General features: G+C 49.7%; 13 protein-coding genes. 6 read left to right on the top strand and 7 right to left on the bottom strand.

Annotation, left to right across the window (positions count from 1 at the left end; translation table 11 throughout):
- Nucleotides 1-18: 18 nt before the first annotated feature.
- Nucleotides 19-780 (top strand): YdcF family protein, encoded by a 762-nt coding sequence (locus tag QN379_RS13890; RefSeq protein ID WP_323506893.1) that lies wholly within the window; start codon nucleotides 19-21, stop codon nucleotides 778-780.
- Between the two features lie 118 nt (nucleotides 781-898).
- Here QN379_RS13890 and QN379_RS13885 read toward each other — a convergent pair whose 3' ends face one another.
- From QN379_RS13885 to QN379_RS13875, 3 genes are read right to left on the bottom strand one after another with little or no spacing between them, the layout of a single operon-like run.
- On the bottom strand, nucleotides 899-2359 hold the full coding sequence (locus QN379_RS13885; RefSeq protein WP_322233118.1) for an efflux transporter outer membrane subunit: 1461 nt from the start codon (nucleotides 2357-2359) through the stop codon (nucleotides 899-901).
- A complete protein-coding gene (locus QN379_RS13880; RefSeq protein ID WP_323506892.1) occupies nucleotides 2352-5504 on the bottom strand; it encodes an efflux RND transporter permease subunit in 3153 nt (1050 codons plus the stop codon). Before QN379_RS13880 ends, QN379_RS13885 begins: the two co-directional genes overlap by 8 nt.
- Nucleotides 5505-5515: 11 nt before the next feature.
- A complete protein-coding gene (locus QN379_RS13875) occupies nucleotides 5516-6766 on the bottom strand; it encodes an efflux RND transporter periplasmic adaptor subunit (RefSeq protein WP_323506891.1) in 1251 nt (416 codons plus the stop codon).
- A 269-nt stretch (nucleotides 6767-7035) separates the two neighbouring features.
- On the opposite strand from QN379_RS13875, the gene QN379_RS13870 reads away from it, so the two are divergent.
- Nucleotides 7036-7671, top strand: a complete 636-nt coding sequence (locus QN379_RS13870) for a TetR family transcriptional regulator (RefSeq protein ID WP_322233112.1) — start codon at nucleotides 7036-7038, stop codon at nucleotides 7669-7671.
- A gap of 275 nt (nucleotides 7672-7946) precedes the next feature.
- Here the strand turns inward: QN379_RS13870 and QN379_RS13865 are convergent, their stop codons facing one another.
- The 4 genes from QN379_RS13865 to QN379_RS13850 all read right to left on the bottom strand — a co-directional run bounded on the left by QN379_RS13865 (nucleotide 7947) and on the right by QN379_RS13850 (nucleotide 10879).
- A complete protein-coding gene (locus tag QN379_RS13865) occupies nucleotides 7947-9227 on the bottom strand; it encodes a TolC family outer membrane protein (RefSeq protein WP_322240204.1) in 1281 nt (426 codons plus the stop codon).
- Nucleotides 9228-9340: 113 nt separating this feature from the next.
- Complete coding sequence (locus QN379_RS13860; RefSeq protein ID WP_322233110.1) at nucleotides 9341-9664, bottom strand: rhodanese-like domain-containing protein; 324 nt, start codon at nucleotides 9662-9664, stop codon at nucleotides 9341-9343.
- A gap of 136 nt (nucleotides 9665-9800) precedes the next feature.
- On the bottom strand, nucleotides 9801-10466 hold the full coding sequence (locus QN379_RS13855; protein WP_322233108.1) for a protein-L-isoaspartate O-methyltransferase: 666 nt from the start codon (nucleotides 10464-10466) through the stop codon (nucleotides 9801-9803).
- 215 nt (nucleotides 10467-10681) lie between these two features.
- Nucleotides 10682-10879: a hypothetical protein gene (locus QN379_RS13850; protein WP_322240762.1), complete on the bottom strand. Its 198-nt coding sequence runs from the start codon at nucleotides 10877-10879 to the stop codon at nucleotides 10682-10684.
- Between QN379_RS13850 and QN379_RS13845 the strand changes: the two genes are divergently transcribed.
- From QN379_RS13845 to QN379_RS13830, 4 genes are all read left to right on the top strand, one after another.
- Nucleotides 10812-11072: a YkgJ family cysteine cluster protein gene (locus tag QN379_RS13845; RefSeq protein ID WP_322240201.1), complete on the top strand. Its 261-nt coding sequence runs from the start codon at nucleotides 10812-10814 to the stop codon at nucleotides 11070-11072. The genes QN379_RS13850 and QN379_RS13845 overlap by 68 nt on opposite strands.
- A 75-nt stretch (nucleotides 11073-11147) precedes the next feature.
- Nucleotides 11148-11699, top strand: a complete 552-nt coding sequence (locus QN379_RS13840; RefSeq protein WP_322233106.1) for a DUF1439 domain-containing protein — start codon at nucleotides 11148-11150, stop codon at nucleotides 11697-11699.
- A 168-nt stretch (nucleotides 11700-11867) separates the two neighbouring features.
- The gene (locus QN379_RS13835) at nucleotides 11868-12722 is read left to right on the top strand and encodes an undecaprenyl-diphosphate phosphatase (RefSeq protein ID WP_322233104.1); all 855 of its coding nucleotides are present in this window, start codon (nucleotides 11868-11870) and stop codon (nucleotides 12720-12722) included.
- 159 nt (nucleotides 12723-12881) lie between these two features.
- Nucleotides 12882-13754 carry an undecaprenyl-diphosphate phosphatase gene (locus QN379_RS13830; protein WP_323506890.1) on the top strand — a complete coding sequence of 291 codons (873 nt, stop codon included), beginning with the start codon at nucleotides 12882-12884 and terminating at the stop codon, nucleotides 13752-13754.
- Nucleotides 13755-13875: the final 121 nt, after the last annotated feature.

The following is a 13875-nucleotide window of genomic DNA, read 5'->3' as shown; positions in this document are numbered from 1 at the left end:
CGAATTGAAGAATACAAAATGCACATTGCTCTTATTATCAATAATCTTGTCAGTACATTTTTGCTTCCACCTACGAGTTTGATGTTGGTCTGTTTTCTGGGCTTGGCTTTACGTCGCCGCTACTCTCGTTGCGGGTTATCGCTCAGTGTTGGTGCACTGATTATTATGCTAGTGATCAGCACTAAAGCAGGTTCTTTATTGTTTGTCGCGCCGTTAGAAAATCAGGCGCCTGTTCTCAATATGAAATCAATCGGGGACGCGCAAGCTATCGTCGTTCTTGGTGGCGGTCGGTTAGCCAATTCTCCGGAATATGGCGATGTTGATAGTCCCAGTTACGTGACGTTAGCCCGACTGCGCTATGCGGCCAAACTGCATCGAGAAACTGGCTTGCCAATATTAGTCACTGGCGGACAACCAGAAGGTGGTGGAGAGTCGGAGGCGGCGGTGATGGCGCGCTCTCTGGAGCAGGATTTTGGTACGCCAGTGAAATGGATCGAGGACGCTTCCGATAACACGGCGCAAAATGCTTCTCTGTCCTACGCAATTCTCTCTCGGGACAAAGTGAAGCATATTTTGTTAGTGACGGATGCGATTCATATGCCACGTGCGCGGATGATTTTCAAGCAAAGTGGTTTGGACGGAATACCTGCGCCGACGGTATTTTTTAGTCGTAGCCAACAGTCATTGTTGGATTTTATGCCGACCGGAGAAGGGCTTCGCCGCAGTTATTATGCGTTGCATGAATGGATCGGTATCGTGTGGTACAGGTTACGCTATTGATGTCATCTATCGCGAGTGATATTCCATAGAGTCATTAAAAAAGCCCGCAAGGATTAATCCGTTGCGGGCTTTGTTCTAAGTGAATTTCTTCCCTTTACAGATGTATATCTTTACGATTTTATTTTACTGTCTGCTTCGACGTGACCACCGCTATGGGCGCTTGTGTCGTTTCGTTCAAGCCGCCACCCAATGATCGATACAAGTCAATCGCGTTGTTCAAGCGCAATTGACGCGTCTGGATCAATGCTTGCTGAGCAGAAAACAGATCGCGGTCTGCGTCCAACATTTCATTAGAGCTGGCAATGCCGTTCTTAAAGCGCAGGTCGGTCAATTTAACGCGCTCTTGCTGCGCGACTAAAAAGGCTTGTTGTGCATCCAATTGCTCATCAAGTGCACCACGTGCAACCAAGGCATCAGCGACTTCACTGAACGCGGTCTGGATGGTTTTTTCGTAGTTGGCGACGGCAATGTTTTTACGTACTTCCGACAACGTCAGATTAGCGCGATTACGTCCGCCCTCAAAAATCGGCAGCGTCAGTTGCGGGATAAATGACCAGGTACGACTACCCGCTTCAAACAGACTACCGAGTGACGAACTGGCATTACCGATCCCAGCAGTCAGAGATATTTGTGGGAAGAACGCAGCGCGGGCAGCGCCGATGTTTGCGTTGGCAGCACGCAGTTGTTGTTCGGCAGAGCGAATATCAGGACGCCGGATCAGTAAGTCGGACGGCAAACCGGCAGGAATATCCGTCACGATTTGCTGAGACTCCAGCGTTTGTGGCGCTGGAAGATCAGTCATTGGTTTGCCTACCAATAATGTCAGCGCGTTGGTTGCCTGACCGCGTTGACGGGCCAATGTGGCAAATGAAACACGAGCAGACTGCACTAGTGTTTCGGATACGCGTAAGTCGAGTGCTGATGATGCGCCTACTTCAAATCGCATTTTTGCTAGCTTATAGTCCTGCAATCGGCTGTTCAACGTTTGTTGCGCCAGTTCTTGCTGTTCCGCATAGGACCGTTCCGCCAGATACGCTTGAGCGACTTGCGCAACGAGGGTAATTTGTACTGATCGACGCGCTTCTTCAGTAGATAGATAACTTGCCAGTGCCGCATCTTTCAGGCTACGTACACGCCCAAAAAAATCCAGCTCAAACGCAGTCATATTTAATCCGACTGAATAAGCATTGCCGACCGGCGCTTGACCGGGAAGCAATTGATTAGCGGCAGAGCGACTGCGGGTCTTGCTGAGATTGCCCTCAAAATTTGGCAATGCATCAGCAGCGGTAATGTTGTACTGCGCACTTGCCGCTTCGATATTCAGCGCTGCCGTTCGCAAATCACGGTTGTTGACGAGTGCTGCCGCAATCAGCGTTTGAAGGCGCTGGTCGGGGAAGAACTGACGCCAGCCCAGTGCAACCGCATCAGCGTTTGATTGCGTTGTTGCAAACTCCTCGGCAGGGAAAGTCCCCGCCACCGGCGCTGTTGGTCGCTCGTAAGTTGGGGCCATGCTGCAACCCGATAGCACGCCTGCCAGCAGCAGAACGCTGGTCAGGTGTTTTGGTAAAGAATTAAACATGCTGGTCCTCCACATCAATTTTTTTGTTGGCCGCATACATTTTGTTCTGACGCTCGCTGCCCTTGAAGAATTTACGGACCACAACGAAGAAGACTGGCACCAGGAATACCGCCAAAACGGTCGCCGTAATCATCCCGCCCATCACGCCGGTACCAATCGCACGCTGACTGCCTGAACCCGCGCCGGTCTTGATGGCTAACGGCAATACACCGAGGATAAACGCCATGGATGTCATCAAAATCGGTCGGAACCGCAAATGTACTGCTTCGAGTGTTGCTTCGATCAATCCCTTGCCTTGTGCCTGCAAGTCTTTTGCAAACTCAATAATCAGAATCGCATTTTTCGCAGACAAACCGATGACGGTAATCATCCCGACTTTAAAGTACACATCGTTCGGCATGCCGCGCAACGTCACACCCAGCAATGCGCCCAAAATACCCAACGGCACCACTAACATCACGGCGAATGGAATAGACGTGCTTTCGTACAACGCAGCCAATACCAGGAATACCGCAATCAGGGACAACAGATACAGCATCGGCGCTTGTGATCCGGAGGTTTTTTCTTCCAACGATTGCCCGGTCCACTCAAAGCCAAAGCCCGGGGGCAATTTGGCCGTCAGCGCTTCCATTTCGTCCATTGCTTCACCAGTACTATGGCCTGGTGAAGCGCCGCCCGAAATTTTCATTGCAGGATAGCCGTTATAGCGCGTCAGTTGCACCGGTCCACTGATCCAATGCGAGGTGGTAAAGGCTGACATTGGCACCATCGATCCAGTTGTATTTTTGACGTACAGTTTAGCCAGATCTTCGGGGTGCAGACGTTGCGGTGCATCAGCTTGTACGATCACACGTTGTTGGCGTCCCTGATTTGGGAAGTCGTTCACGTAGGCCGAACCTAGCGCCACCGATAGCGTGCTGTTAATGGCATCGAATGTCACGCCCAGCGCATTCGCTTTGTCGCGGTCAATATCAAGTTGTAACTGTGGCGCATCTTCCAAGCCTTCAGGGCGAATACCAGCCAGAATTTTACTTTTCCCAGCCATACCCAGCAATTGATTACGGGCCGCGATCAACGCGGCGTGCCCTAAACCAGCGCGGTCTTGTAAACGGAAAGTGAAGCCGGTTGCGTTACCCAATTCCGGGATCGGTGGTGGATTCAATGGAAAGATAATTGCATCTTTGATTTTAGAAAAAGCACCAAATGCTGCGCCAGCTATCGCATCGGCGGATTCACTCGGGCCACGCTGACTCCAGTCTTTTAGCGGAACGAAAACCAGGCCAGCATTTTGCCCATTACCAGAGAAGCTGAAGCCGGTAATCGCAACCACGTGCGCAACGGCAGGTAACTTGGCGTAATACGCTTCGATTGTCTTGATCACCTCCAAAGTACGATTCTGGCTTGCACCAGCGGGCAATTGCACGTTGGTGACGATATAACCCTGATCTTCACTTGGCAGAAATGACGCTGGCAAACGCGCATAAAGTAAGCCAACGCAGACGACGATCGCACCATAGACCAGCATGTAACGGCCGGTTTTGGTGAGCATCTTTGCGATAATTCCTTGATAGCTGGTAGTGGTGGCGTTAAAGCGACGATTGAACCAACCGAAGAAGCCTTTTTTCTCGTGATGATGTCCCGCTTCCACTGGCTTCAGGATCGTGGCGCACAATGCTGGTGTCAGCGTAAATGCCATCAATACAGAGAAGAACATCGACGCGACCATCGACAACGAGAATTGGCGATAAATCGCACCAACCGCGCCGCTGAAGAAAGCCATCGGGATGAATACTGCGATCAACACGAGCGTGATACCGATCAACGCACCGGTAATTTGTCCCATTGCCTTACGTGTTGCGTCACGCGGCGACAAACCTTCTTCGCTCATGATGCGCTCAACGTTTTCGACCACCACAATTGCATCATCGACCAAAATACCGATTGCCAGCACCATACCGAACATGGTCAGTACGTTGATCGAGAAGCCGAACAATAGCAGTGTAGCAAAAGTACCCATCAACGCCACCGGCACCACAATGGTCGGAATCAATGTGTAGCGAATATTCTGCAAGAACAGATACATCACCAGGAACACCAGGATGATCGCTTCAATCAGTGTTTTGACCACTTCTTCGATCGATATTTTGACGAAAGTTGAGGTGTCGTATGGAACGGTATATTTGACGCCAGCCGGGAAGTATTTAGACAACTCTTCCATTTTGGCATGCACTGCTTTAGCGGTGCCTAACGCGTTTGCCGTTGGGGACAACTGAACACCGACGAATGACGTTGGCTTACCATCCAGACGACCCGAGGTGGCATACGATTGGCCGCCGATTTCAATACGCGCGACGTCACGCAGACGGACGATTGAGCCGTCTTTGTTAGCGCGTAGTTGAATATTGCCGAATTGCTCAACTGTATTCAGTTGACCGGTAACAACGACAGTGGCAGAGATTTGCTGCGTGCCCGGACTTGGCAAATCACCGATAGTACCGCCAGCGACCAAGGCATTTTGCGCCTGAATGGCACTGGTAACATCACCCGGTGTAAGATTCAGACCGACCAATTTAGCAGGGTCAATCCAGATACGCATCGCGCGTTCTGTACCAAATAACTGCGCTTGACCAACGCCAGGAACGCGTTTGATTTCATTGAGCACATTGCGCGACAAATAGTCGCCCAGCGCGACTGGATCAAGTTTGCCATCGGTAGAAGATAAGCCGATGAACATCAAGAAGTTACTACGCGACTTTGTGACCTGTACACCCTGTTGGGTAACTGCTGCTGGCAGTCGGGCTTCGACCCGTTTCAAGCGGTTTTGAACGTCTACCGCTGCCAGATCGGCATTGGTATCAGGCGAAAATGTCACCGTGATTTGCACGGCGCCGTTTGCCTGGCTTTGTGATTCAATGTATTGCAAACCGTCCGCACCGTTCATTTCCTGTTCAATCAGACTAGTCACACTATCATCCAGAGTTTGTGCTGTCGCACCTGGATAGTTGGCGCTGATGACGATCGTAGGCGGCGCGATGGACGGATATTGTGCAACGGGTAATTGCGTAATGGCTAAAGCACCCCCGAGCAGGATGAAAATAGCGAGCACCCAAGCAAAAACCGGGCGATCAATGAAAAACTTTCCCATCTGGGTGCTCCTTATTTAGCGGTAGAGGTTGCCGAGGCGGCGGCTGCGCTTGCTGCCGCTGCCGGTGCGGCCGCTGGTGTTGGCATGGTCGTTGTTGTAGCGGTGTCTGCGACTGCTGGATTTTTCCATGGGACTGGCTTAACGACGACACCCGGTTTGATTTTTTGCAAACCTTCCACGATGACTCTGTCGCCGGTCTTCAGGCCTTCCGTGACGACCCATTTATCACCTTGGGCATTGTCTGCTTTGATAGTTCGCGCAACCACCTTGTTGTCAGCATCTACGACAAAGACTGTCGCGCCTGTCATATCCCGTGTGACCGCTTGTTGCGGTACTGTGATCGCCTGATCGTTGACGGCTTGTTCCAGTTTGGCGCGTACGTACATGCCGGGCAACAAACTATGGTCAGGATTAGGGAATTCAGCACGGATGCTGACCGAGCCGGTAGTCGGGTCAACCGTCAGATCCGAAAATAGTAATTTGCCGCTTTGTGGGTAAGTGCTACCGTCTTCCGTGACCAGTGTGACTTTCGCCTGTCCTTTGCCGACGCTTTGCAATTGACCGTTTTTCAACGCTTGCTGCAGTTTCAATATGTCAGTGCTGGATTGCGTCAAATTGACGTAAATAGGGTCGATCTGCTGTACGGTTGCCAACTGGGTAACTTCGCCTTGCCCAACCAACGCCCCTTCGGTTACCAGCGCGCGACCGATACGGCCGGAAATCGGCGAATTGACCGTGGCATAACCAAGGTTGAGGCTAGCAGTCTGGCGTGCGGCCTTGGCAGAAGCAACATCAGCCGCGGCTTGTTTTTGTAACGCTACCGCGTCGTCATAATCTTGCTTGCTCACCGCATTGGCTTCTACCAACGGTTTATAACGTTGCGCTTTGAGGGTTGCCTGAGTCAGATTGGCGTCTGCTTTTGCCAATGCTGCTTGCGTGCTCTCAAAGGTTGCCTGTAACTGCGCAGGGTCAATGCGGAACAAAATTTGACCGGCTTTCACGTCGCTTCCTTCGACAAAGTTACGCTTGAGAATAATGCCGGCGGCGCGCGCACGCACTTCTGCAATGCGGGTCGCTTCCAGGCGGCCTGGCAACTCTGAGGACAGCGCGAGGCGTTCAGGCGCGATACTAATAATCGATACTTCCGCAGGCGGCGGTGCGCCTGGCGCATCTGGTTTCTTACCGCAAGCGGCAACCGCTGACAATACTGCTATGGCTAACGCTATCCGCGTAAAACGATATAGTGAGTTGACTGAATTCATAAAATTTCTCGCACAAAAAGTGAATAAGTATCGTGAATAAGTACGGCAAAAGTACGTTAAATAAGTACCGGTCATGCTGAGGGTGGTGCGGAGTTGACGTTGACCAAAATACGGAATGTAAAGCGCCGGGCTACTATATGGTCCTGACGCTTCAAGTTAGTCGGCAAGACGCCGCGGATGTGCTATTATACATACATTCATGAATGTATGTGTTTTTCGTGGCAAAAATGTTGCACCTGCACACTACATCGGTTCGGAGATAAATAAAAATGGCAAGATGTACAAAAGAAGAAGCGCTGGAAACGCGCTCACGCATTTTGGATGCAGCGGTAGACGTATTTTATGCGCAAGGTGTAGCGCATACTTCCCTTGCCGACGTAGCCAATGCCGCCGGTGTTTCTCGTGGTGCAATTTATTGGCACTTCACCAATAAAAGTGATTTATTCAATACGATGTGTGAGCGCGTCCATCTGCCGATGGAAGCGCTGATTCGTAACAGTGCTGAAGAGAGTTCAATTGACCCACTCGGACAATTCCGAAGCTGGTGCTTATTTGCATTGGGCGAGGGTGTCAACAACGTACAGACGCGTAAGATTTTTGCCACGATTTTGCATAAGTGCGAATTTGTCGATCCAATGGATCCTATCTATATGCGCCAGCAAGAATGCTTTCTGGAGGGGCGCATCAATATTCAACGTATTTTGCGATTTGCAGTGGCAAAAGGGCAATTGCCGCGCAATCTTGATACAACCTTGGCCGCGATTACGGTGCAGGCGCTGTTGTCAGGCGTACTGGATAATTGGTTGTTCAGCCCAGATAGCTTTGATTTGGGTGAGCAAGCAGTCAACATTGTTGATCTTTGTATCCACGCCTTAAAAACTGCACCCACTTTGGAAAAAATTTGATCTGAAGCAGATCCGAGGATTTGCTTCAATCAAAGTCGCTTCATGATGTAAATAATTCATTACTCTAGATTAATCGTGGAGTTCTGAATCAGATAAAGTTGGCATGAAGGTCGAAAAGGTTAGCAACGCTTATCTGCGACAGCAGTGACCTATATTTCTGGATATTTAAAGCTGCGAGCGCCAATGAAATGATGCACTGCTGAATGTCAGTGATCTTTCTGCGACTGGTACTGCGATCAGCTTCGTGACGCGTTTATAAGGCCCAAGTGCTATGTCTAATAATAAACGGGGACCAACAATGTATTAACCTGTACCAGGTCGTTTTCTTTCAGAGCGCCGGTTGCAGCTTTCAGTTTTAGGCCATTCATCAACGTATCGTAACGTACCTTAGCCAAATCACGGCGGGTGGAAAACAACTGTTGCTCCGCATTCAATACGTCAATATTGATACGTACCCCGACCTGATAGCCGAGCTTATTCGAGTCCAGCGAGGACTGGCTGGAAATTTCTGCCGCTTCCAATGCTTTTATCTGCGCCAATCCGTTACTTACTCCTAAATAGGCCTGGCGCGCGTTCAACGCTGCCGTCCTGCGGGCATACTCAAGATCGGATCGTGCTTTGTCTTCCAGTGCGACTGCCTGTTTTACTTCGCTGTTAACCGATCCGCCTGAGTACAGCGGAATCGTCCATTGCACGCCTATCGCATTAGATGTGCCTGAACCATTCGAAAATTGGTTATTGTTGCCATTAATATTAGAGAAATTACGGCTTGCGACCAGATCAACAGTAGGTAAATGTCCGGCGCGCTTTAACTTGATTTGGCGTTTTGCCGCTTCAAGCGAAATTTGCTGGCCCAAAACGCTGTAATTTTGTTGTTCTGCAATGCCAACCCAAGGCGTAATTTGCGCAGGTTCCGGGGCACTGAGCTTGACGCTAGGACGCAATGTCGCCAGCGGCGCGGGTGCTTGACCGCTGATTTGTTGTAACGTGCTGCGTGCAACTTCCAGATTGTTATTTGCCGCGATTTCTTGTGCTAGTACCAGATCAAAGCTGGCTTGCGCTTCGTTGGTATCGGTAATAGTCGCGCTGCCAATTTCAAAATTGCGTTTAGCGGAGGCTAATTGCTCTGCGATGGCGCTTTCTTGCGCTTTTAGAAAGGTCAGCACGTCTTGCGCTGCCAATACATCAAAGTAAGCTTGTCCGACGCGCAATATCAAATCTTGCTCGGCCTGAAAAAATGTAACTTCGCTGCCAGCAACGGAGAGTTTTGCTTGTTCATATTGCTCCCAATTCGCAGGACGATAAAGCGGCTGAATTAATTGCAGAGCATATTCGTTGGTGCTCTTATTCCAGTTATCCCCTGATCGATTGTAAGCCCCACTTAGTCCAATTTGCGGCAACAGACCTGCACGACCCTGAACACTGGTTTCCCGGCCAGCCGTTAATGCATAACGGGCACTTGTATAAATTGCATCATTAGCAAGCGCTTGATGATAGGTTTGCACCAGATCAAGTGCCTGTGAATTAAAAGACGATAAAGCGCCGACCACTAGCATCAGTCCGCCTAGCAAATTGCCATGGCGCTGACGCATCAACTTTGCTTTCGATTTCGGTAGCCGGAATGCGCCTGAGGCAAGCGGGGCCGCTGATGCAAAAAGATTGCGCGCTTTCAATAGACCGGCATAGTGCTGTCGACCTGTTGCGCCCATGCATGCATCCCGCCCGTTAGGTTAATGACATTGGTGAAGTGATTGCGCTCCAAAAATGCCGCTACGGACATACTGCGCGCGCCATGATGGCAAATACAAACGACCTGCTGATCTTCTTCCAGTTCATTGAGGCGAGCTGGAATGGTTTGCATTGGCATTAATTGTGAATCGGCAATATGACAAGTCTCATATTCCCACGGTTCACGAACATCTAGTAACAAAGGCGTTGGACGGTCCGGATCGGCGATCCAGGCAGCTAATTCAGGGGCGGTAAGATGTTGCATCGTATGCTCGTCGGTGAGTTTGCTGGGTCAGAACTTAACATCGGGATGGAAAGTCAGAAGCTGAAATGAGGGTTTGAAATCAAAATCTCAATTAATTTAATTGAAGTTAATTTAACTGAGGATCACACTGTAAAAATCAGAATTTAAAATGAGAGTGCGGTGCTGCATCGCGTAGAGACCGGACATTTGTCTCAAACAAATTGCGGGTATCGTAAGCGGTGTCTGAAATACGGGTAATCACCTGCGCAGTCATTACTGGCGCTTCACCAATGATCGCGATGATGCGACCGGCAACCTTTAGTTGCTCAAGAAAAGCGACCGGTAGCGACGGCAGGGAACCTGAAATCACGATGACGTCGTAAGTTGTCTCTTTGCCTTCGAGCCATCCCTGCGCGCCGTTCCCTTCTACTACCTCGACGTTACGCACGCCATAGGCACTCAAATTCTTTTCGGCGAAAGCTTTCAGCTCCGCATCTATTTCTACAGTGACAACATGGCGTGCTTTATGGGCCAGCAATGCCGCCATGTAGCCTGATCCAGTACCGATTTCCAAAACGCTCTCGTGTTTTTTGACGGCAGCTTCCTGAAGCAGGCGCGCTTCGACCTTCGGTGACAGCATGCATTCCCCGCTATCGCCCGGCAAAGGAATTTCAGTATCGCTGAAAGCCAGGCTTTTATATGCCGCTTGTACGAATTCTTCGCGTCGCACGACCGTCAACAGGTCGAGAATGTCCAGCTCCAGCACATTCCAGGGACGGATTTGCTGTTCGATCATATTGAAACGTGCTTGTTCGATATTCATGGCGAAGGGTCAATAACGGGATAAAGACGTTATTCTATCAAGGACGACCTTAAAAACCTACTGTACGGGTTATTTTTGCGCCTTCTTGCCGTATATCGTCACCTTTGCAAGGTGCGACCGACTTTGGCCAGAATTTTTAATCCGAATATTCACTTTGTGCCAAGTCTATAGCGTCAGGAGATTAGCCATATAAGGCTAATAATGACCATTTACGGTTAAAATGCGGCTTTGATGTAGTGAGCGACTGCGTAAATGATTGAGGGAGTAAATGCCAAAGTACCATCGTCCCTATCAACCTCCTCGCCGATGCTGTTCGCAGCGGTGACAGTAGTAGAGGTTGCGCCCTTGGCCTGCCGTCTGGGCTGTGGTGCCTGCTGTACTGCGCCGTCTATTTCCTCGACGATTCCAGGCATGCCCAATGGTAAACCTGCTGGTGTCCGGTGCATTCAACTCGACGATACAAATAAATGCCTGATTTTCGGTGCGCCGGAGCGGCCCGCAGTATGCGGAAGTTTGCAGCCGTCGGTGGAAATGTGCGGCGATTCGCAGGTGCACGCGATGCTTTTTCTCAATGAGCTTGAACGATTGACGGCGGCGACCATCTGAAAATACAGTCTCTTGCCCTCGGATACGCACATTTGGGCAAAGCGACAGCTTCTGAACACACTATTAAGGATGGTGATGAAATTAAGATGGATGGCGATATTCGCTCTTATTAGCGTATTTTTATTGAGTTCATGCGCGATGTTGATTGGCACGCGTGATGTTGATTTTTCATTAATTAGTTTGCAACAATCATTGAATAAGCGCTTGCCTTTCACGAAACGCTATTTAGGACTTATTGACGTAACCGCCAGCAACGCCCAGTTGGCTCTGGATGCCGATCTGGGACGTTTGCATGTCGATATGGACGTGACTATGGCGCTGCCATTGGCGCGTAAGTCCTGGAGCGGAAAACTGGCAATGTCAGGCGTGGTCACTTTGGACGCGGCGCATAACGCCGTGATATTGAATGATCCACAGCTGGATAAAATTACGCTTGCCAATCTTGATGGCGCTTACAGTGAGCAAGCAACCCAAATAGGTGGTTTACTGGCGCGGGAATTAATGCAGAGTGTTCCGCTGTATAGCTTTAAGCCAGAAGATTTGCGCTATGTTGGCGTGACGTTTGTACCAACCAAAATTGTCACAAAGGCGGACCGCCTCGTCGTTACCTTTGAGCCGCAAAAATGAGGGTTGGTCAACGCGATGGCCACTGCGTAGCTGCTCAAATACTCTCGTTGATGCCGGTCGGTTTATGTTGAATGGTCATTGCTACGCAGTTCCCACTGCCCGGTTTGTCGCCATCTCTTCGAAGTTGCCCCTCGATTCCCACATAATGCAACATAACTTAGACTAGGCATGGATATTCTTCTCGCGTTAAAAGTCATCATCATGGGTGTGGTCGAGGGATTGACCGAATTTCTCCCTGTTTCCTCGACTGGTCATTTAATTCTGGCTGGAAGTTTGCTGAATTTTTCCGCTGACATTGGTCGTGGTAAAGCTGAAGTATTCGATATCGCGATTCAAGCCGGTGCAATTTTTGCGGTCTGCTGGGAATACCGCGTGCGTATCGCTGCCGTATTACGCGGATTGACGACCGAGCCTCAAGCGCAAAAATTAGTCCGAAATCTGATTATTGCTTTTATACCTGCCGCAATCATGGGCTTGTTGTTTAGCAAAATGATTAAAGAAAAATTGTTTGCACCTATTCCTGTTGCGATTGCGCTCGTGGTGGGTGGTTTGATTATCTTATGGGTCGAGCGTCGTAATAAAAATCCCCAAAACAATCAAGAACTTAGCCGCGTTGAAACCGTTGAAGACATGACCGCGCTGGATGCATTGAAGATTGGTTTTGCGCAAGCCTTTGCGCTTATTCCTGGTACTAGCCGCTCTGGCGCGACGATTATCGGCGGCATGATGTTTGGCTTGTCACGCAAAGCAGCCACAGAGTTTTCATTTTTTCTGGCAATTCCGACCCTGTTCGCCGCCACTTTTTACTCACTGTACAAAGATCGTGCATTGCTGAGTGCCGCTGATGTACCGCTATTTTCACTCGGTACGGTGGCAGCGTTCATTTCGGCATTCTTTTGCGTGCGCTGGTTATTACGCTATATCGCTACGCATGACTTCACGCTATTTGCCTGGTATCGCATTGTTTTCGGTCTGATCATATTGATCACTGGTTTCACAGGCGCGGTGGCTTGGGAGCATTGATTTAGCTAAGCACTAATAGCATTCAGTAACATTGAGTCGCACTAAGCCACACCAAGTCACACGAGTGAAATCTTCATTTTTCGCTAAAAATTGTGCGTAAATTTTGTCAGAAATATTTTTTATAAACTGGTACGCGTCAATACGCGAATGGAGAGTAGTGTGGCAAATGTATGTTCCGCCGGTTTGGATATCGGCTTCGCTTCGCTGGATTACCTGCAAATTGGTATTCTAGGCATCATTCAGGGGATCTCTGAATTATTGCCAATTTCATCTACCGCGCACATGCGGATTGTCCCTGCTGTATTGGGTTGGCACGATCCCGGTTCAGCCTTTTCTGCGGCAATGCAACTTGCCGCACTGGTGGCAGTGGTGAGTTATTTCTGGCGCGATGTGCGGCAGGTCACGGTCGGTAGTATTACCGCGTTGCGCGAGCGTGACTATCGCAATCCGTCATTGCGGCTGGGAATCGCCATTTTGGTTGCCACCATACCAATTGGTATCGTCGGACTAGCGTTGGCACCGGTGCTGAATGCCTGTAATTCACCGTTGCGAAGTCTGACAGTGATTGGTTATGCCTGTATTGGCCTGGCGGTTTTGCTGGCCTTAGCCGAGTTGACTGCCAAGCATCGCCGCACAGTCGGCGAAATGCGCATGCGGGATGCCGTAATTGTCGGATTAGCACAAGTTGGCGCGCTGATTCCCGGTGTTTCACGCTCGGGTTCTACGTTGACAGCCGCGTTATTTTTGAACTTCAAACGGGAAGAAGCGGCACGCTTTTCGTTCCTGCTTGGTTTGCCGGCAATTGCATTGGCTGGCTTTAAAGAACTGTGGCATTTGTTCCATGCGCATATACCGATGGATGCGTGGTTGTTGCTGCTATTCGGCTTGGTGGTAGCGAGTATTTCGGCATTCTGCGCAATCTGGGGCTTGATGAAATTTCTCGAAAAATTCTCCACCTGGCCGTTTATTATTTACCGTGCAGCGTTGGGCATATTTTTGCTGGTGGCGGTAGGGAACGGCTTCCTTCATTAAGTAACCCCAAAAACGATCAGTACCAACTCATGTCGTGTTTTCGATATTGATCGTACGGCAATCCCTATTTGTTTTTATGTGCTTTTATTTAGTTTTTAATTGTTCTTCAATACGACCTTGG

The organism is Glaciimonas sp. Gout2 (genome assembly GCF_035018905.1).
In the GTDB taxonomy this organism is placed as follows: Bacteria; Pseudomonadota; Gammaproteobacteria; order Burkholderiales; family Burkholderiaceae_D; genus Glaciimonas.
Note: the sequence above shows the minus strand (reverse complement) of the source record. Positions and strands in the feature narration are given on the sequence as shown.

Coding starts and splice junctions, on each gene's coding strand:
- QN379_RS13890 (WP_323506893.1), top strand. CDS start 19: ATGCACATTGCTCTTATTATCAATAATCTTGTCAGTACATTTTTGCTT.
- QN379_RS13885 (WP_322233118.1), bottom strand. CDS start 2,359: ATGTTTAATTCTTTACCAAAACACCTGACCAGCGTTCTGCTGCTGGCA.
- QN379_RS13880 (WP_323506892.1), bottom strand. CDS start 5,504: ATGGGAAAGTTTTTCATTGATCGCCCGGTTTTTGCTTGGGTGCTCGCT.
- QN379_RS13875 (WP_323506891.1), bottom strand. CDS start 6,766: ATGAATTCAGTCAACTCACTATATCGTTTTACGCGGATAGCGTTAGCC.
- QN379_RS13870 (WP_322233112.1), top strand. CDS start 7,036: ATGGCAAGATGTACAAAAGAAGAAGCGCTGGAAACGCGCTCACGCATT.
- QN379_RS13865 (WP_322240204.1), bottom strand. CDS start 9,227: ATGCTAGTGGTCGGCGCTTTATCGTCTTTTAATTCACAGGCACTTGAT.
- QN379_RS13860 (WP_322233110.1), bottom strand. CDS start 9,664: ATGCAACATCTTACCGCCCCTGAATTAGCTGCCTGGATCGCCGATCCG.
- QN379_RS13855 (WP_322233108.1), bottom strand. CDS start 10,466: ATGAATATCGAACAAGCACGTTTCAATATGATCGAACAGCAAATCCGT.
- QN379_RS13850 (WP_322240762.1), bottom strand. CDS start 10,879: ATGCCTGGAATCGTCGAGGAAATAGACGGCGCAGTACAGCAGGCACCA.
- QN379_RS13840 (WP_322233106.1), top strand. CDS start 11,148: ATGAAATTAAGATGGATGGCGATATTCGCTCTTATTAGCGTATTTTTA.
- QN379_RS13835 (WP_322233104.1), top strand. CDS start 11,868: ATGGATATTCTTCTCGCGTTAAAAGTCATCATCATGGGTGTGGTCGAG.